This is a genomic window from Rhizobium sp. WYCCWR 11152 (assembly GCF_013087615.1).
GTDB classification, from domain to species: domain Bacteria; phylum Pseudomonadota; class Alphaproteobacteria; order Rhizobiales; family Rhizobiaceae; genus Rhizobium; species Rhizobium indicum.
Genome location: NZ_JABFCP010000003.1, coordinates 152,912 through 169,792, shown reverse-complemented (window position 1 = coordinate 169,792; position 16,881 = coordinate 152,912). Strand labels below are relative to the sequence as shown.

General features: G+C 61.6%; 15 protein-coding genes. 7 read left to right on the top strand and 8 right to left on the bottom strand.

The features are described from left to right. The first annotated feature begins 24 nt into the window (after positions 1 to 24). The 6 genes from G9X67_RS03265 to pepT all read left to right on the top strand — a co-directional run bounded on the left by G9X67_RS03265 (position 25) and on the right by pepT (position 6,371). The gene (locus tag G9X67_RS03265) at positions 25 to 1,284 is read left to right on the top strand and encodes a sugar ABC transporter substrate-binding protein (RefSeq protein ID WP_003547731.1); all 1,260 of its coding nucleotides are present in this window, start codon (positions 25 to 27) and stop codon (positions 1,282 to 1,284) included. Between the two features lie 96 nt (positions 1,285 to 1,380). Then, positions 1,381 to 2,316 (top strand): sugar ABC transporter permease, encoded by a 936-nt coding sequence (locus G9X67_RS03260; RefSeq protein WP_033183885.1) that lies wholly within the window; start codon positions 1,381 to 1,383, stop codon positions 2,314 to 2,316. A 4-nt stretch (positions 2,317 to 2,320) separates the two neighbouring features. Continuing rightward, positions 2,321 to 3,151, top strand: coding sequence for a carbohydrate ABC transporter permease (locus G9X67_RS03255; protein WP_027665653.1), 831 nt, complete (start codon positions 2,321 to 2,323; stop codon positions 3,149 to 3,151). Between the two features lie 4 nt (positions 3,152 to 3,155). Continuing rightward, complete coding sequence (gene ugpC, locus G9X67_RS03250; protein ID WP_171598047.1) at positions 3,156 to 4,214, top strand: sn-glycerol-3-phosphate ABC transporter ATP-binding protein UgpC; 1,059 nt, start codon at positions 3,156 to 3,158, stop codon at positions 4,212 to 4,214. A gap of 70 nt (positions 4,215 to 4,284) precedes the next feature. Beyond that, positions 4,285 to 5,034: a metallophosphoesterase gene (locus G9X67_RS03245; protein ID WP_171598046.1), complete on the top strand. Its 750-nt coding sequence runs from the start codon at positions 4,285 to 4,287 to the stop codon at positions 5,032 to 5,034. Between the two features lie 104 nt (positions 5,035 to 5,138). Next, on the top strand, positions 5,139 to 6,371 hold the full coding sequence (gene pepT, locus G9X67_RS03240; RefSeq protein WP_171598045.1) for a peptidase T: 1,233 nt from the start codon (positions 5,139 to 5,141) through the stop codon (positions 6,369 to 6,371). A 94-nt stretch (positions 6,372 to 6,465) separates the two neighbouring features. On the opposite strand, the gene G9X67_RS03235 is transcribed toward pepT, so the two are convergent. The 5 genes from G9X67_RS03235 to G9X67_RS03215 all read right to left on the bottom strand — a co-directional run bounded on the left by G9X67_RS03235 (position 6,466) and on the right by G9X67_RS03215 (position 11,331). After that, entirely contained in the window at positions 6,466 to 7,302 is an 837-nt protein-coding gene (locus tag G9X67_RS03235) for a cell wall hydrolase (protein ID WP_171598044.1), read from the bottom strand. Between the two features lie 224 nt (positions 7,303 to 7,526). Continuing rightward, positions 7,527 to 8,567, bottom strand: a complete 1,041-nt coding sequence (locus G9X67_RS03230; protein WP_171598043.1) for a sulfate/molybdate ABC transporter ATP-binding protein — start codon at positions 8,565 to 8,567, stop codon at positions 7,527 to 7,529. 10 nt (positions 8,568 to 8,577) lie between these two features. After that, the gene (cysW, locus tag G9X67_RS03225; RefSeq protein WP_113547670.1) at positions 8,578 to 9,450 is read right to left on the bottom strand and encodes a sulfate ABC transporter permease subunit CysW; all 873 of its coding nucleotides are present in this window, start codon (positions 9,448 to 9,450) and stop codon (positions 8,578 to 8,580) included. Beyond that, positions 9,440 to 10,297 carry a sulfate ABC transporter permease subunit CysT gene (gene cysT / locus G9X67_RS03220; RefSeq protein WP_138331333.1) on the bottom strand — a complete coding sequence of 286 codons (858 nt, stop codon included), beginning with the start codon at positions 10,295 to 10,297 and terminating at the stop codon, positions 9,440 to 9,442. Before cysT ends, cysW begins: the two co-directional genes overlap by 11 nt. Positions 10,298 to 10,305: 8 nt before the next feature. Further along, entirely contained in the window at positions 10,306 to 11,331 is a 1,026-nt protein-coding gene (locus G9X67_RS03215) for a sulfate ABC transporter substrate-binding protein (RefSeq protein WP_138331334.1), read from the bottom strand. Between the two features lie 362 nt (positions 11,332 to 11,693). On the opposite strand from G9X67_RS03215, the gene G9X67_RS03210 reads away from it, so the two are divergent. Beyond that, positions 11,694 to 12,710, top strand: a complete 1,017-nt coding sequence (locus G9X67_RS03210; protein WP_029874803.1) for a porin — start codon at positions 11,694 to 11,696, stop codon at positions 12,708 to 12,710. Between the two features lie 206 nt (positions 12,711 to 12,916). Here G9X67_RS03210 and G9X67_RS03205 read toward each other — a convergent pair whose 3' ends face one another. The 3 genes from G9X67_RS03205 to G9X67_RS03195 are packed head-to-tail and all read right to left on the bottom strand — an operon-like array spanning position 12,917 to position 16,827. Then, a complete protein-coding gene (locus G9X67_RS03205) occupies positions 12,917 to 13,372 on the bottom strand; it encodes a PTS sugar transporter subunit IIA (RefSeq protein WP_171598042.1) in 456 nt (151 codons plus the stop codon). Between the two features lie 57 nt (positions 13,373 to 13,429). Further along, the gene (locus G9X67_RS03200; RefSeq protein WP_171598041.1) at positions 13,430 to 14,122 is read right to left on the bottom strand and encodes a response regulator transcription factor; all 693 of its coding nucleotides are present in this window, start codon (positions 14,120 to 14,122) and stop codon (positions 13,430 to 13,432) included. After that, positions 14,119 to 16,827, bottom strand: a complete 2,709-nt coding sequence (locus G9X67_RS03195; protein WP_171598040.1) for a sensor histidine kinase KdpD — start codon at positions 16,825 to 16,827, stop codon at positions 14,119 to 14,121. Before G9X67_RS03195 ends, G9X67_RS03200 begins: the two co-directional genes overlap by 4 nt. Positions 16,828 to 16,881 lie beyond the last annotated feature (54 nt).

Genomic DNA, 16,881 nt, shown 5'->3' with positions numbered 1-16,881 from the left:
AACCTAACAAGGGGGAACTGATCCATGAAAAAACTAATAATCTCGACGCTCTTTGCTTCGATGATGGCGGGCACGGCCTTTGCCGATACCACGCTCAAGCTTGTCGAAGTGATCACCAGCCCGGAGCGCACCGAAACGCTGAAATCGATCGTCGGCAAATTCGAAGCCGCCAATCCCGGCACCAAGGTCGACATCATCTCGCTGCCCTGGAACGAAGCGTTCCAGAAGTTCGCGACCATGGTATCCGCCGGCGACGTGCCCGATGTGATGGAAATGCCCGATACCTGGCTATCGCTCTATGCCAATAACGGCATGCTCGAGAGCCTGGAGCCCTACCTCGAAAAGTGGGAGCACACCAAGGAGCTGACGCCGCGCGCGCTCGAACTCGGCCGCGACGTCAAGAACACTGCCTATATGCTGCCCTACGGCTTCTATCTCAGGGCGATGTTCTACAACAAGAAGCTGCTTGCCGAAGCTGGCGTCGCCGCGCCGCCGAAGACGATGGAAGAATTCACCGCCGCTTCGGAGAAGGTTTCCAAACTGTCCGGCAAATACGGCTACTGCATGCGCGGCGGAGCGGGCGGCCTCAATGGCTGGATGATCTTCGCCGCCTCGATGGCCGGGTCGAACAAGTACTTCAACGACGACGGCACCTCCACGATGAACAGCCCAGGCTGGGCCAAGGGCATCGAATGGATGGTCGATCTCTACAAGAAGGGCTATGCGCCGAAGGACAGCGTCAACTGGGGCTTCAACGAAGTCGTCGCCGGCTTCTATTCCGGCACCTGCGCTTTCCTCGATCAGGATCCGGATGCGCTGATCGCCATCGCCGAACGCATGAAGAAGGAGGATTTCGGCGTCATGCCGCTGCCGAAGGGCCCCGACGGCAAGTCCTTCCCGACGATCGGCTACGGCGGCTGGTCGATGTTCACGACTAGCGGCAACAAGGACCTCTCCTGGAAGCTGATCGCCACCCTCGAAGGGCCAGAAGGCAATATCGAGTGGAACAAGCGCATCGGCGCCCTGCCGGCCTATACGGCGGCCGAGAAGGATCCCTTCTACGCCGGTGACCAGTTCAAGGGCTGGTTCGAGGAACTGGCGGACCCGAACACGGTACCAACGGTCATGCCGACCTACCTCGAGGAATTCGCCTTCTTCAAAGATTCGCTGGCGATCAAGACCTCGCAGCAGGCATTGCTCGGCGATATCTCGGCGAAGGATCTGGCCGACCAGTGGGCGGAATACCTCACCAAGGCGCAGCAGAAGTTCCTCGCCAAGAAATAAGCGACGGATCGACGGCGGCGGCCTCAGAACAGGCCGCCGCCGCTTTTTTGATGACACAGACGGCGCCTGAACGCCGCGAATGGGAACTTCTGGCTGATGACCATTTCCGCCGATACGCTCGACATGCGTCGCGACCGCAGGCCATGGCTGCGTCGCGTTGCCGATGCTTCGGAGCCCTATCTCTACAGCGCGCCGTCGCTGATCCTGATCATTGCGGTGATGCTGGTGCCGCTGACCGTCGGCATTTCCTACGCCTTCCGCGATATCCAGCTGCTCAATCCATTTTCCGGCGGCTTCATCGGGCTCGATCACTTCCGCGAGCTTTCCGGCGATGCCGCCTTCTACGGGGCGTTGCGGAACACGCTGTGGTGGACCGGCGCCTCCGTCGTCCTGCAGTTCGTCTTCGGGCTGATCCTGGCGCTGCTGCTCGACAAGCCCTTTAAGGGCAGGGCAATCGCGCAGGCGCTGGTCTTCCTGCCCTGGGCCGTGCCATCCTTTCTCGCCGGCCTCAACTGGGCCTGGCTGTTCAATCCCGTCATCGGGCCGATCCCGCACTGGCTCTTCGCGCTCGGGCTGATGCATGAGCCGGGCAATATCCTCTCCGATCCCAATTATGCGATGTGGGGACCGATCGTCGCCAATGTCTGGTGGGGCATTCCCTTCTTCGCCATCACGCTGCTTGCGGCGCTGCAGGCGATCCCGCGCGATCTCTATGAGGCGGCATCGATCGACGGCGCCGGCTGGTTCCAGCGCTTCCGCTCGATCACCCTGCCGTTTCTGGCGCCGACGATCGCCATCACCGTGCTGCTGCGCACCGTGTGGATTTCCAATTTCGCCGATCTCATCGTCGTCATGACCAATGGCGGGCCGGCGGACCGGACGCAGATCGTCGCCAGTTACATCTTCACGACAGCCTTCAGGCGGCTCGATTTCGGTTATGCGTCGGCGATCGCGCTGGTGCTGCTCGTACTGCTGCTTGCCTATTCGATGCTGATCATCCTGCTCCGGCAGACGTTGCTGAACAAGGATTGAGATCATGAGACGATCCGTCATTCCCACCATCGCACACCGTCTGGCGATCCTCTGCTACATCGCCTTCGCGCTCTTTCCGCTGTTCTGGCTGCTCAAGGTGTCGGTGACGCCGAACGACCTGCTCTATAGCGAAGGGGTGCGCATGTGGCCGTCGCGCACGACATGGGATCATTATGCTTTCGTGCTGAGGCACAGCGCCTTTCCGACTTTCTTCAAGAACAGCCTGATCGTCTCGGCCTCGACGGCCGTCACCGTGACGATCTGCGCCTCGCTGTCCGGCTACGCGCTGTCGCGCTTCAATTTCCGGGCAAAGTACTGGATCGTCGCCCTGATGCTGCTGACCCAGATGTTCCCGCTGGTCATGCTGGTGGCGCCGATCTTCAAGATCCTGTCGCCGCTGCATCTGACCAACAGCCTGACCGGGCTCGTCATCGTCTACACTGCCTTCAACGTGCCTTTCGCCACCTTCCTGATGCAGTCATTCTTCGACGGCATCCCGAGGGATCTCGAAGAGGCGGCGAAGATCGACGGGGCGACGCAGTTCACGGCGTTTCGCCAGATCATCCTGCCGCTGACGCTGCCGGGGATCGCCGCCACACTCGGTTTCGTCTTCACCGCCGCCTGGAGCGAACTGCTCTTCGCGCTGATGCTGATCAACGGCAATGACGCTGCGACCTTCCCCGTCGGCCTTCTCACTTTTGTTTCGAAATTCTCGGTGGATTTCGGGCAGATGATGGCGGCGGGCGTCATGGCGCTCATTCCGGCCGGCCTCTTCTTCCTGCTCATCCAGCGCTATCTCGTCCAGGGCCTGACGGCCGGCGCGGTCAAGGGTTAAACAAATGGCATCGATCGATATCCAGAATATCCGCAAAGCCTATGGCCATGTGCAGGTGCTGCACGGCGTCAACCTGGAAATCCAGGACGGCGAATTCGTCGTGCTCGTCGGCCCGTCCGGCTGCGGCAAGTCCACGCTGCTGCGGATGATCGCCGGGTTGGAGGAGGTCACATCAGGCGAGATACGCATCGCCGGCAATAGGGTAAACGAGCTGCATCCCAAGGATCGCGACATCGCCATGGTGTTCCAGTCCTATGCGCTTTACCCGCATATGAACGTCGCCGGCAATATGAGCTACAGCCTCAGGCTGCGGAAGGTGGCGAAGGAGAAAATCACCAGTGCGGTGGCTGCAGCCGCCGCCAAACTCGGCCTCGATCCGCTGCTCGAACGCAGGCCGAAGGCGCTTTCCGGCGGCCAGCGACAGCGCGTCGCCATGGGCCGCGCCATCGTGCGCCAGCCGAAGGCCTTCCTGTTCGACGAACCGCTATCCAACCTCGATGCGCGCCTGCGCGAACAGATGCGCGCCGAAATCAAGAAACTGCATGGCGACCTGAAGGCGACCTCGATCTACGTGACCCACGACCAGATCGAGGCAATGACGCTGGCGGACCGGATCGTCGCCATGCATGGCGGGGTGGTCCAGCAGGTCGGCAGTCCCCTGGAACTCTACGACCACCCCGCCAATCTCTTCGTTGCCGGCTTCATCGGCTCGCCGGGGATGAATTTCCTCGAGGCCACCTATGATGCCGGCGGCGTGAAGCTGAAGGACGGCACGATCGTGCCGCTTGCAAAGCCTTTGCCGCTTGTCGACGGCGCAAAGGTGACGCTCGGCATCCGTCCGGAGCATGTGCTGATGAGCGATGGCGGGGCGGGGCTTGCCGCGGATGTGGAACTCGTCGAGCCCACGGGCTTCGGCATCATCCTGCACCTTGCCCTGCATGGTCTGCCGTTTAAGATCTTCACGCTGAACCGCGAAGCGCTGAAGGCAGGTCCGAAGGTCAATGTGGCCTTCCCGGCCCAATATCTGCACGTGTTCGACGGCGAAGGAAAACGCGTCGACTGAGCCGCTGGGCCGGTGGCCCGTTGCTGTCGATTTTGGCATACTGTCTGCGGCAGGGGCGGGGAGGCAGAACATGCTCGTTGCGCAGATATCCGATATCCATGTGAGGCCGGACCTTTCGTCGCTCCAGACGCTGGAGCGGGCGATAGGCTGGCTGAGGACGTTCCGCCCGGATGCGCTTGTTGTCACCGGAGATCTGGTGGACGACGGATGGCGGCACGGCTATCGCCTGGTCGCCGAAAGCCTGCGGTCGCTGGACTGCCCTGTCCACCTGTTGCCGGGCAACGGTGATGATCTGCAATTGATGCGCTCCGAACTTGCCGCCGTCACCCCATGGATCAGTGCGACCGGACCGATGCATTTCCGGGCAGCCGTCGATGGGCTGACCCTGCTCGGTGTCGATGTGACCGTCGCCGGTCAGAGCTACGGTGACGTCCTGCCGCATCTGCCATGGCTGATAAGCGCGCTTGCCGACGTGACGACGCCTGCTCTTCTGTTCATGCATCAGCCGCCATTCAGGATCGGCATCGAGGTGCTGGACCAGGTCGGATGCAGGAACGGCAGTGCGCTTCTCAGCACCTTGGAGACGACGCACAGCCTGCCGCTGGCGATTCTCTGCGGCCATGTTCACCGACCCGCATTTGGTCGGTTGGGGACGATCCCTGTCCAGACGTGCGGCTCCCTCTGCCCGCCCAATCCGCTTCTGCTGGAAGGCCGGGCCGATCTTCCGGTGATCGACGCTCCATCCTTCCTCGTGCATGAGGTCAGTGACGGCAGGCTGGTTTCGCATGTGGTATCGGTTCCGGTATCCAGGGGCGCATGAAATGGATTGAACGGTCATTCCTCACGTGCTGCGAGCGGAAAAATCTTTTGCCGCATCGCCCGTGAGGGCTATATCGTCCGTGTGATCTTGCTGGATTGGATGCCATGACCGACACTGTTCTCGACCGCTTTCTCCGTTATGTCGTTATCGACACGCAATCCGACCCTGCCTCCTCGACGCAGCCGACCACGGGCAAGCAGAAGGATCTCGGCCGGGTTCTGGTCGATGAACTGCTGAAGATCGGTCTGGCGGACGCGCATCTCGATGAACACGGCTATGTCTACGCGACCATTCCGGCCAATAGCGACAAGACGGTGCCGGTCATCTGTTTCTGCTCGCACATGGATACGGCGCCCGATTTCAGCGGCACCGATGTCGAGCCGCAGATCGTCAGGAATTATGCCGGCGGGGATATCAAGCTTGCCGGCGACACGGGCCGGGTGATCCGCGTCAGTGACCATCCCGAACTGCAAAACCAGATCGGCAACGATATCGTCACGACCGATGGAACGACATTGCTCGGCGCCGACGACAAGGCCGGACTGGCCGAAATCATGACCGCGGCTGCGATGCTCGTCGGCAATCCAGATATCAGGCACGGGACGATCAAGATCCTGTTCACGCCCGACGAGGAAGTCGGGCGCGGCGTCAACAAGGTCGACCTGAAGAAACTCGGTGCCGACTTCGCCTATACGATGGACGGCGAGACGGCCGGCCATATCGAGGATGAGACCTTCTCGGCCGACGGCGTCGAGATCAGCATATCAGGTGTGGCAATCCATCCCGGTTTCGCCAAGGACCGCATGGAAAACGCCATCAAGATCGCCAGCGCCATCATCGACCGGCTGCCGAGGGATGCTGCCCCCGAGACCACGGAAGGCCAGCAGGGCTTCATCCATCCGATCGGCGTCACCGGTTCGATGGAGAAGGCGTCGCTGAGCTTCATCATCCGTGATTTCACCGACAAGGGGCTGACGGAAAAGGAAGCGATGCTCGAAGCCATCGTCAAGGACGTGATGGCTGCCTATCCCGGCTCCACCTATCATTTTCAGGTGAAGGAGCAGTATCGCAACATGAAGGTGGTGCTCGATCGCCACCCGGAGATCGTCGAGAACGCGATCGAAGCGGTGCGCCGGGCCGGCATGACGCCGGTGCGCGGCAGCATCCGCGGCGGCACGGATGGCTCGCGCCTTTCCTTCATGGGACTGCCGTGCCCGAACATTTTCGCCGGCGGCCATGCTTTCCACTCGCCGCTCGAATGGGTGAGCCGCCAGGATATGGAAAAGGCCGTGAAGACGATCGTGGAACTGGCGAAAGTCTGGGAAGAGCGCGCCTAAACCAATTCCAGCAAAAGTGCCCAGCGGTTTTGCGTCCGGAATTGCGCGGAAACAAAAACGCGCTTCGACCTAACTCTCAAACCGGAAGGGCGGTTTAACCGCCGTTCGCCGGAAGGCTTTCACGCAGCATCACGCTGTCATAGGCGGGGCGTGGAATAGGGATCGCGATGGGCATTCCCGGCTCGGGCTCGACCGATGTTACCGGCAATGTTTCCGGCGCGGTCACCGGCGCAGTGATCCGCATCTGCCCCGTGCTCGCCGTAGCCATGGGGTCCGGAGCCGGCAGAGGAACGGGAACCGCCGAGGGTATCAATGCCTCGAATTGCGGTGGCAGCATGCTTTCGCCGGGCACATAGTTCATCGCCACCTCGTAGGAGGGCAGCGGCGGCGGCGTTTGAAGCATGCCGTTGGAGTCGCGCTTCTCGTAGAAGGCGTTGCCGCCGGCAACCGTCACATAGTGCATGTTGTCGTAGGGGAATTTCAGCCCATCGGTGTGGAAGAACATCGCGTCCTTCACCGCAGGATGGCGTGCGCCTTTAACAAGGATTGCATCGGCCGCGCTGGCAAGCTCGGTTTCTGCCTGCGGCTTGACTTCACGCGTCATCACGCCGGGCGCGAACTGCCTTTTCTGGGCCACCACGCCGCAGATCGATGTGGGATAGGCACCGGAGGTGAGCCTGTTCATGACAACGGTCCCGACAGCCATGTAGCCGTCCTCGTCCGAATGCAGCGATTCGAAATACATGGCGCGCTGCAGGCACTCGCGGTCTTTGGCCGTATAATTGAACGTGACTTTCGCCGCTTGGCCCTGCTTCGTCTTGGTGTTCGCCGCCGTTGCCGCCGGTTTCGATGTCGTTGTGCAGCTTGCAGCTGCCAGTCCTACGAACAAAATCCCGATCAGGGATTTTCCAAAGGAAATCTCCGCCCTCAACGCCAGGTGCCTCCTATGGGATTAGTCCAGCCCTTAATGATTAAGCGAGAACGTTTTACTCGTCATATGACTGAAATACAAACAACCTTAGATAACAAAAACCTTAAGGGACTCTCGCCAAATACGATTCCGGCGATGGCCTCCTGCATAATTCCCTAAATCGGAATCGATTTAGGGATAAAATTATGCAAGAATTCAAGGTGTTACAGCGTCACCAATCTCCATCAGCCGCGGAACAGTTTCCAGCGGGTCGGCTTGAAGGCTACCCGGTTGCGGTCGAGCCTGTCGGCCTCGCTCGGCGGCAATTCGATCTCGATATGCGGGCGATCGTTGCCGATATCCAATTCGATATGGCGGGTGCCGGCGACGCGGCGGCTGGAGACCGGCTGGCCGGCGATACAGTTTTCAGCTGATTCGCAGAGCCTGACGTCATGCGGGCGGAAATAGAGCTGCGCCGTGCCATCCGGCTCGCCTTCGGCATTAAGGCCGAGCGAGCGGCCTTCGAAGCGAATGTCGCCGTCTGATATCTCGACCTGCAGGCAGTTCGACTGGCCGATGAAGCCGAAGACGAAGGGAGAATTCGGATTGTCGTAAACCTGGTCCGGCGTGCCCACTTGTTCGATCGCGCCCTGGCTCATGACGACGACGCGGTCGGCAAGCTCCAGCGCCTCATCCTGGTCGTGGGTGACGAAGACTGTGGTATGTCCGGTGCGATCGTGGATATCGCGCAGCCATTTGCGCAGGTCCTTGCGCACCTGGGCGTCGAGCGCGCCGAAGGGTTCGTCGAGCAGCAGCACGTTCGGCTCGACGGCCATGGCGCGGGCGAGCGCCACACGCTGGCGCTGGCCGCCGGAAAGCTGGGCTGGGTAGCGTTTTTCGAGACCGGAAAGTTGGACGAGGTCGAGCAGTTCCAGCGCCCGCCTGCGGATATCGGCCTTCGGCGGTCGCCGCGCACTGTTTCTGACCTTCAGGCCAAAGGAGACGTTTTCGAGCACCGTCATGTAGCGGAAAAGAGCATAGTGCTGGAAGACGAAGCCGATGTTGCGCTGCTGCACTGATTTCTTCGAGGCATCCTCGTCGCTGAAGAAGATCAGCCCCTCCGTCGGGCTTTCGAGGCCGGCGATCAGCCGCAGCAATGTCGTCTTGCCGGAACCCGAAGGGCCGAGCAGTGCGATCAGCTCGCCGGAGCGGATGTCCAGCGAGACATCGTGCAGCGCCGGAAAACGATCGAATTCCTTGCGAATGTTTTGAACGCGTACTTCCATTCCAAATCCTTCAGTGCCGCCGGCTGGCGGCGATTTCGGCGCTATAGCGCATTTCCAGCAGCGTCTTCAAAACAAGAGTTACGAGCGCGAGCAAGGCCAAAAGCGTGGCGACCGCAAAAGCGCCGGTGAAATTATACTCGTTATAGAGAATTTCCACCTGCAGCGGCATGGTGTTCGTCTGGCCGCGGATGTGGCCTGATACCACCGAGACGGCGCCGAATTCGCCCATGGCGCGGGCGTTGCAGAGAAGCACGCCGTAGAGCAGGCCCCATTTGATATTCGGCAGCGTCACGTGCCAGAAGGTCTGCCAGCCGCTGGCGCCGAGCGAAAGGGCTGCCTCCTCGTCGGCCGTTCCCTGTTCCTGCATCAGCGGGATCAGCTCGCGGGCGACGAAGGGGAAGGTGACGAACATGGTGGCGAGGATCAACCCCGGCACGGCAAACAGGATCTTGATGTCGTGAGCGCTGAACCACTGGCCGAGCCAGGTATTGGCGCCGAACAGCAGAACGAAGACCAGGCCCGATATGACGGGCGAGACCGAGAACGGCAAGTCGATCAGCGTCGTTAGGAAAGCCTTGCCCTTGAACTCGAACTTGGCGATCGCCCAGGCAGCCGCGACCCCGAAGACGAGGTTGAGAGGCACGCTGACGCCGGCAACGATCAATGTCAGGCGGATCGCCGAGAAGGTCTCGGCGTCTGCGAGCGCCTGGAAGAACGGGCCGGCCCCCTTGCGGAAAGCCTCGACGAAGACGGCTGCGAGCGGCAGAAGCAGGATCAGCAACAGGAAGACGAGCGAGAGGATAATCAGGCTGAAGCGCGCGATCCTGTTTTCGGTGGTCACCGAACGCAGCTTTGTTGGTTGAGCGGTCGCATCAAGCGCCATAGCCGTACCTCCGTCTGCTCCAGCTCTGGATGAGATTGATGACCAGCAGCATGCCGAACGAGATGATCAGCATGATCGCCGCAATGCCGGTCGCTGCCGCATAATTATACTCTTCGAGTTTGATGATGATCAGCAGCGGCGCGATCTCCGATTTGAACGGCAGGTTGCCGGCGATGAAGATGACCGAGCCGTATTCGCCGACGCCGCGGGCAAAGGCGAGCGCGAAGCCGGTGAGCACGGCAGGCGCCAGCCCCGGCAGCAACACGCGGAAAATCGTCTGGAAGCGGTTGGCGCCGAGCGTTGCCGCGGCCTCCTCCACTTCCTTGTCGATCTCCTCCATGACCGGCTGCACGGTGCGCACCACGAAGGGCAGGCCAACGAAGATCAGCGCCACGACGATGCCGGCAGGCGTGAAGGCGATCTTGATGCCGAGCGGCGTCAGGAACTGGCCGATCCAGCCGTTCGGCGCATAGAGCGTCGTCAGTGCGATGCCGGCAACGGCGGTCGGCAGCGCGAAAGGCAGGTCGACCATGGCATCGATGATGCGCTTGCCGGGGAAGCGGTAACGCACCAGGACCCAGGCGAGAATGATACCGAAGACGGCATTGACGATCGCGGCGATGAAGGCGCTGCCGAAGCTGATGCGCAGCGCGTTCAGCGTGCGCGGATCGAGCGCGATCGACCAGAATTTCTCCCAGCCGAGTGCGCTCGACCGGACGGCAAGGCCCGAGAGCGGGATGAGAATCAGAAGGGTGAGCCAGGTCAAGGTAAAGCCGAGCGCCATTCCGAAACCCGGAATGACGCTCGGCCGTTTGAACCGCCACCGCGTGGGGCTATGTGCTTTCATGAAGTCTATTATTGGGCCGGCTTGTAGATTTGGTCAAATACGCCGCCGTCGCCGAAGAATTTCGGCTGTGCGTCCTTCCAGCCGCCGAAGTCGTCGATGGTCGCGAGCGTCAGCTTCGGGAAGCGGGCGATGTCGGCCGGATCGGCGGCTTCCGGCTTGGTCGGCCGATAGTAGTGCTTGGCAGCAATCTTCTGGCCTTCGTCCGAATAGAGGTAGTTGAGATAGGCTTCGGCAACCTTGCGCGTACCCTTCTTGTCGACATTGCCGTCGACGATAGCAACCGGCGGGTCGGCGCGGATGGAGAAGGCCGGCGTCACGATCTCGAACTGGTCGGGACCGAGTTCTTCGAGCGAAAGATAGGCTTCGTTTTCCCAGGCGAGCAGCACGTCGCCGAGGCCGCGCTGGACGAAGGTGGTCGTGGCGCCGCGAGCACCGGTGTCGAGAACCGGAACATGCTGCAGCAGTTTCGCAACGTATTCCTGCGCCTTGGCTTCATCGCCGCCATTCGCCTGCTTGGCCCATGCCCAGGCGGCCAGGAAGTTCCAGCGGGCGCCGCCCGATGTCTTCGGGTTCGGGGTGATAACCTGCACGTCGTCCTTGACCAGGTCGCCCCAATCCTTGATGCCCTTCGGGTTGCCCTTGCGGACGAGGAAGACGATCGTCGACGTATAGGGCGTCGAATTGTTGGGGAACTTGGTCTTCCAGTCGGCCGGGATCTTGCCGGTCGCCTTGGCGATGGCGTCGATATCGCCTTCGAGGGCAAGTGTCACGACATCGGCGTCGAGGCCGTCGATGACCGAGCGGGCCTGGGCGCCGGAACCGCCATGCGAAGCCTGGATCGTCACGGTTTCACCGTTGTCCTTCTGCCACTTGGCGGCAAAGGCGGCATTGAAATCCTTATACAATTCGCGGGTCGGATCGTAGGAAACGTTAAGAAGCGTCTGATCTGCGAATGCCGGAGCAATGCTTCCGATCGCGAAGCTGCCTGCCATGACCGCCGCCGCGAGGAGCCGGGTGAGCCGTTGTGTCTGCATGGGGAACCCTCCTGTTTTCTGTCTTAACTCTATCAACTCGGTCGTATAATGAAACAAAGGTTCTTCCGGTTCCGGCATGGCTGTTAGAATGCCATTCCATTTAAGGGGCAATTTGGAAATGGACGTGCCGAAGTTGGCCGCGGCCAATTGGGCGCCGGGCGCTGCCTGCCACGAACCCGTGTTTTTTCGGCCACAGTTCCTCCACGAAAACGACATGGTGATGCAGATTTTTGCCAAGATTTTGCCGCGATGACACTTGCGGATTCCTATATGGCTCCCGTGCGGTCGTATTCGCCGACTGCTACGCGGGGGCAACCCTTGAAGTGCGCCTCGCATTCCAAACCTGTTAAGGGCCATTTAAAATGAATATCAGAACTATCCTTTTTGCCTCCGTTGCCGCCCTTGCCGCGGCCTCCGGAGCCCGCGCAGCCGACGCCATCGTGGCGGCGGAACCCGAGCCCGTGGAATATGTTCGCGTTTGCGACGCCTACGGTACCGGCTATTTTTATATTCCGGGGACGGAAACATGCCTTTCGATCGGCGGTTACATCCGTACCGAAGTGCGCTTCGGTGAGCAGATCTCCGGCGATTCCGACGTAAACTTCTGGACTCGCGGTCAGGTCACCTTCCAGACTAAGAACGACACCGAGTACGGTACGCTCACCGGCGTCATCACGCTGCGTTACAATGTCGACAATGCCTCCGATCAGGAAGCTTTGCTCGATGAAGGCTATCTCGACATTGCCGGTTTCCGCGCCGGTAAACTGTACAGCTGGTGGGATGACGACATGAGCGGCGAGACCGATACGCTCGCCAGCAACGAGACGACCCACAACTCGATCCGTTATCAGTACGAGAACGGCGCTTTCGCGGCCGGCATTTCGGTCGACGAACTCGAAGAAGACTACGCCACCAAGCCGGGCGAAGGCCCGAACAACTTCGGTGTCGCAGGCCAGGTCTCCTACAAGGCCGGCGCCATCAGCGCTTACCTGCTTGCCGGCTATGACACCGACACCAGCGAAGTCGCTGTCCGCGGTATCGTCTATGCCGACATCGGCCCGGGCACGCTCGGCATTGCCGGCGTATGGGCAAGCGGTGCCAACTACTACTACGAAGAGTCCGAATGGACGATCGCAGCAGAATATGCCTTGAAGGTCAACGACAAGTGGTCGGTCACCCCGGGCTTCCAGTACTTCGAGAACATCGCTCTCGAGGCTGACGGCAACGGCTTCACCGGCGGCAGCGCCTACACGACCGGTGTCACCATCGACTACCAGATCGTCGAAGACCTGCGTTCGAAGCTCAGCGTGCAATATCACGATGAGGACGAAGGCGACGACGAAGTGTTCGGCTTCCTGCGCTTCCAGCGCGATTTCTAAAGCAATTCCAGGAAAAGTGCGAAACGGTTTTCCGTCCGGACTTGCGTAAAATCAAAGGATTAGAGCGGTTCAGCGTTAAGCTGAACCGCTCTAACATGTCTGATTGCAGACGAGCGGGCGCGGCCTTCGGGCCGCGCCTTTTTTATGATGCCGAAACGTGTGAGCGGTTTTCAGGCGACATCATGCTCCCGCTATTCAATTTGGACTCACACCCGTGAATCGGCGATGAAATCGGAATAGAATTCGTCGACCGTTCTTGCCTTGCGCATGGCGACAAGCGCGCCGTCCGACTGCAGCCGCCTGGCGATGGCGGAAAGCACGTTCAGATATTCGCCGCGATTGTTTTCCCCGAAGAGCAGCACGAAGGCGATGTCGGTCGGGATATCGTCGATCGCCTCGAAATCCAGCGGCTGGGCGAAGCGGAGGAGCAGGCCGCGCGGGCTGGTCATGCCGTCGATCGCCGCATGCGGGATGGCGATGCCGTTGCCGATCCCCGTCGAGCCGAGCTTCTCACGCGCTTCCAGCGCCTTCAGGATGGTCTGGCCGTCGACCGAGAAAGCCTTGGCGGCCTTGTCGGCTATGGTCTGCAGCGCGCGCCATTTGGTCTGCACCGACACGCCGATGAAGGTGTGTTCCGGGCGGATGATGTTGGGAAGGTTCATGTCATTCTCGATGCTGTTCGGGCTCGATACTGTTCGGGCAGCAGGAGGGAAGGGACGTCAGTCCGGTTCCCTGAGCCGGTAGCCGACGCCGGTCTCCGTGGTGATATAGTGCGGCTGGTCCGGAATCTGCTCGATTTTTTGCCGCAGCTGCCGGACATAAACGCGCAGATACTGCACATCAGCCGCCGGCCCCCATATCTGCTTTAGAAGAAACTGGTGTGTCAGCACCTTGCCGGCATGCTGGGCGAGCACGCGCAGGATGTCGTATTCCTTCGGCGACAGCTTTATTTCCGCGCCGTCGACCTTGACGATGCGCTTGACGAGATCGATCGACAGCCCGCCGGTCTGGAAGATCGCCTTTTCCCCCTGCTGCTGCAGGCGGTGGCGCAACGCCACGCGGATGCGGGCGCCGAGCTCGTTGATGCCGAAAGGCTTGGTGACGTAATCGTCGGCGCCGCTTTCCAGCGCCTTGACGATACCGGCCTCGTCGGTGCGGCTGGAGAGAATGACGACCGGCATGGAAAGCCCTTCGTCGCGCCACTCCTGCAGCAGGTCGTGGCCTGATTTGTCGGGCAGGCCGAGGTCGAGCACGATGAGGTCGGGCATGTCGTCGACGACCGACTGACGGGCAGCGCTGGCGTTCGGCGCTTCCTGCACCTCGTAGCCCTGCGCGGTCAGGCCGACGCGGAGCAGCTTGCGGATCGGAGGCTCGTCGTCGACGACAAGGATTTTGACGGCTGAACCGGTCATCTGAGTTCATCCAGTTTCGGAATGTCGGTGGGTTTCGGCAGGCGGATGGTGAAGACGGCGCCGGGACGGCCCGTCCGGTTGCCGGCGGTAATCGTGCCGCCCATCGCCTCGATGAAGCCGCGGCAGATGGAAAGGCCAAGCCCCGTGCCGGCGCGCACCTGATCGCCCTTGCGCACGCGGTAGAAGGTGTCGAAGACGCGGGTGAGATCGGCCGGCGGAATGCCCGGGCCTTCGTCCGAAATCTGCACGACGACGCTGTCGGCATCGGCCCAGCCCCCGATTTGGATCACCGATCCCTCGGGCGCGTATTTCGCGGCATTGTCGAGCAGGTTGAAGATCACCTGCTCGAAGAGAACAGGATCGACGCGCACCATCGGCAGGTCGGCGGGAATGCTCATCTCTGTCTTGTGCCCGTCGAGGATCTTTGCGGCTCGGCGCAGCGCGCTGCCGACGATGTCGCCGGCATAGTGCAGCGCATGGTTCGGCTCCATCGCGCCGGATTCGATCTTGGTCATGTCGAGCAGGTTGGCGATGAAGCGGTTGAGGCGTTCGGATTCGTCGACGACGGTCGACAGCAGGTCGCTGCGATCCTCCTCCGGCATCGAGGCGAAATAATCGCGTAGCGTGCCGGCGGCGCCGAGGATGGCGGCAAGCGGGGTCTTCAGGTCGTGCGAAATCGATGTCAGCAGGGCCGAGCGCAACCGGTCCGCTTCGGCCGCAAGTCTTGCCCGGTCGACATCGGCGACGAGCTGGATGCGTTCGATGGCAAGGGCCGCCTGGTCGGCGAGCGCATCGAGCAGCCGCTGTTGCTCTGGCGTCAGCAGCGGTCCGTCGCGCCGGTCGCTGTCGAGGCCGATGACGCCGACGGCGGTGCGCCCGGTTCGGAGCGGCACATAGAGGCGTTTGGCGCCGGGCAGGGTATCGGCGCCGCGGCCGGCGGCGTGATTGTGCTCCCAGGCCCAGCGGGCGGCGGCGATATCGGCATCGTCGAGCGTATCATCAGGCGGATAACCGGCCTTGACGGCGATGCTGCCCTCTTCCGGCAGCAGCAGCACGACGCGGACCTTCAGCATCGAGGCGAGCTGGAAGGCGGTCGCCCAAAGCACGTCGTCGAGCGTGCCGGTACCGGCGAGCTTTTTCGAGAAGAGATAGAGATCTTCCGTCGTCCGCGCCCGCTGGCGGGCGGCGGCGGCCTGGCGCTGCACGGTCGCGGTCAGGTTGCTGGCGATGATGGCCACGCCCAGGAAAAAGAAGAGCGCGAGCACGCTTTCCGGATCGCTGATCGTCAGCGTGTAGCGCGGCGGCAGGAAGAAGAAGTTGAAGGACAGCGCGCTGAGGATGCAGCTGTAAAGGGCCGGCCGCAGGCCGTGGAGGACGGCGGAGGTCAGTACCGCCATCAGGAAGACGAGGGCGAGGTTGCGCACGTCGAGCACCTGATCGAGCACGACGCCGACGCCGAGCGCGATGGCGACATAACCGGTCGCCAGAAGATAGGCCCTGAAATCCAGTGGCGGCGCGGTGGCAGCCGCCCGGACGCCGCGTGCGGTGGTGCCGTCCTTCTCGCTGCCGGAAATGACATGGACGCTGATCTCGCCGGTCTTGCGGATCAGCTCGTCAGTGATCGAGCGGCTCCACCAGTCGCGCCATGTCGGCTTCTTCGGGGCGCCGATGACGATATGGGTGACATTGTTGGCGGTGGCGTGACGGACGAGCTCTTCGGCGACTTCCCGGCCGGGGATGGTGATCGCCTCGCCGCCGAGCTGCTCGGCAAGGCGCAGCGTGGCGGCGACGATATCGCGCTCGGCTTCGGTCAGATTGATCGAGCGGTTGGTCTCGATATAGACGGCAGCCCAGGGTGCGCGCAGCCGCGAGGCCATGCGGGCGGCATAACGCACCAGCGAGGCGGAGCGCGGATGGTGATCGACCGAGACGAGAACGCGTTCGCCCGCCGCCCAGGGGCCTGATATGGCATGAGCCTGCATATGCGTGAGCAACTGGTCGTCGACGCGCTGGGCGGTCTTGCGCAGCGCAAGTTCTCTGAGCGCCGTCAGGTTGCCCGGCGTGAAGTAGTTGGTCAGCGCCCGCTCGGCGGTGCGCGGCATGTAGACCTTGCCGTCATGCAGGCGCTTGATCAGATCATCCGGCGTCAGGTCTATGATCTCGACGTCATCGGCAAGGTCGATGATCGAGTCCGGTACCGTCTCGCGCACACGGATGCGGGTGATCTGCGAGACGACGTCGTTCAGGCTTTCGACATGCTGGATGTTCAGCGTCGTATAGACATCGATGCCGCGATCGAGCAATTCCTTGACGTCGAGATAGCGCTTCGGATGGCGGCTGCCCTCGGCATTGGTATGGGCGAGTTCGTCGACCAGCACGAGATCAGGCCGGCGGGCAAGGATGCCGTCGAGGTCCATTTCTTCAAGCGCCCGGCCCTTGTAGCTGATTTCGACACGAGGGATGATCTCGAAGCCGGTGAGGAGCGCTTCGGTTTCCTTGCGGCCATGAGTCTCGACGACGCCGATGATGACATCGAGACCGTCGGCGATCTTGGCACGGCCGGAGACGAGCATCTCGTAGGTCTTGCCGACGCCGGGGGCGGCACCCAGAAAGATCTTCAGACGGCCGCGCGTTTCAGCCCGGGCTTTTTCGAGAAGCGCATCGGGCGATGGCCTGCCGGCCTGATCGCGGTTGTCGTCTGGCATGCGTATGGTCTTTCTGCAGATGGCTGCCGAGGACGGGCGCTATGTCTGCCCAGT

Coding starts and splice junctions, on each gene's coding strand:
- G9X67_RS03255 (WP_027665653.1), top strand. CDS start 2,321: ATGAGACGATCCGTCATTCCCACCATCGCACACCGTCTGGCGATCCTC.
- G9X67_RS03230 (WP_171598043.1), bottom strand. CDS start 8,567: ATGGAAGTACGCGTTCAAAACATTCGCAAGGAATTCGATCGTTTTCCG.
- G9X67_RS03215 (WP_138331334.1), bottom strand. CDS start 11,331: ATGCAGACACAACGGCTCACCCGGCTCCTCGCGGCGGCGGTCATGGCA.
- G9X67_RS03200 (WP_171598041.1), bottom strand. CDS start 14,122: ATGACCGGTTCAGCCGTCAAAATCCTTGTCGTCGACGACGAGCCTCCG.
- G9X67_RS03205 (WP_171598042.1), bottom strand. CDS start 13,372: ATGAACCTTCCCAACATCATCCGCCCGGAACACACCTTCATCGGCGTG.
- G9X67_RS03260 (WP_033183885.1), top strand. CDS start 1,381: ATGACCATTTCCGCCGATACGCTCGACATGCGTCGCGACCGCAGGCCA.
- G9X67_RS03265 (WP_003547731.1), top strand. CDS start 25: ATGAAAAAACTAATAATCTCGACGCTCTTTGCTTCGATGATGGCGGGC.
- G9X67_RS03210 (WP_029874803.1), top strand. CDS start 11,694: ATGAATATCAGAACTATCCTTTTTGCCTCCGTTGCCGCCCTTGCCGCG.
- pepT (WP_171598045.1), top strand. CDS start 5,139: ATGACCGACACTGTTCTCGACCGCTTTCTCCGTTATGTCGTTATCGAC.
- cysT (WP_138331333.1), bottom strand. CDS start 10,297: ATGAAAGCACATAGCCCCACGCGGTGGCGGTTCAAACGGCCGAGCGTC.
- cysW (WP_113547670.1), bottom strand. CDS start 9,450: ATGGCGCTTGATGCGACCGCTCAACCAACAAAGCTGCGTTCGGTGACC.
- G9X67_RS03195 (WP_171598040.1), bottom strand. CDS start 16,827: ATGCCAGACGACAACCGCGATCAGGCCGGCAGGCCATCGCCCGATGCG.
- ugpC (WP_171598047.1), top strand. CDS start 3,156: ATGGCATCGATCGATATCCAGAATATCCGCAAAGCCTATGGCCATGTG.
- G9X67_RS03245 (WP_171598046.1), top strand. CDS start 4,285: ATGCTCGTTGCGCAGATATCCGATATCCATGTGAGGCCGGACCTTTCG.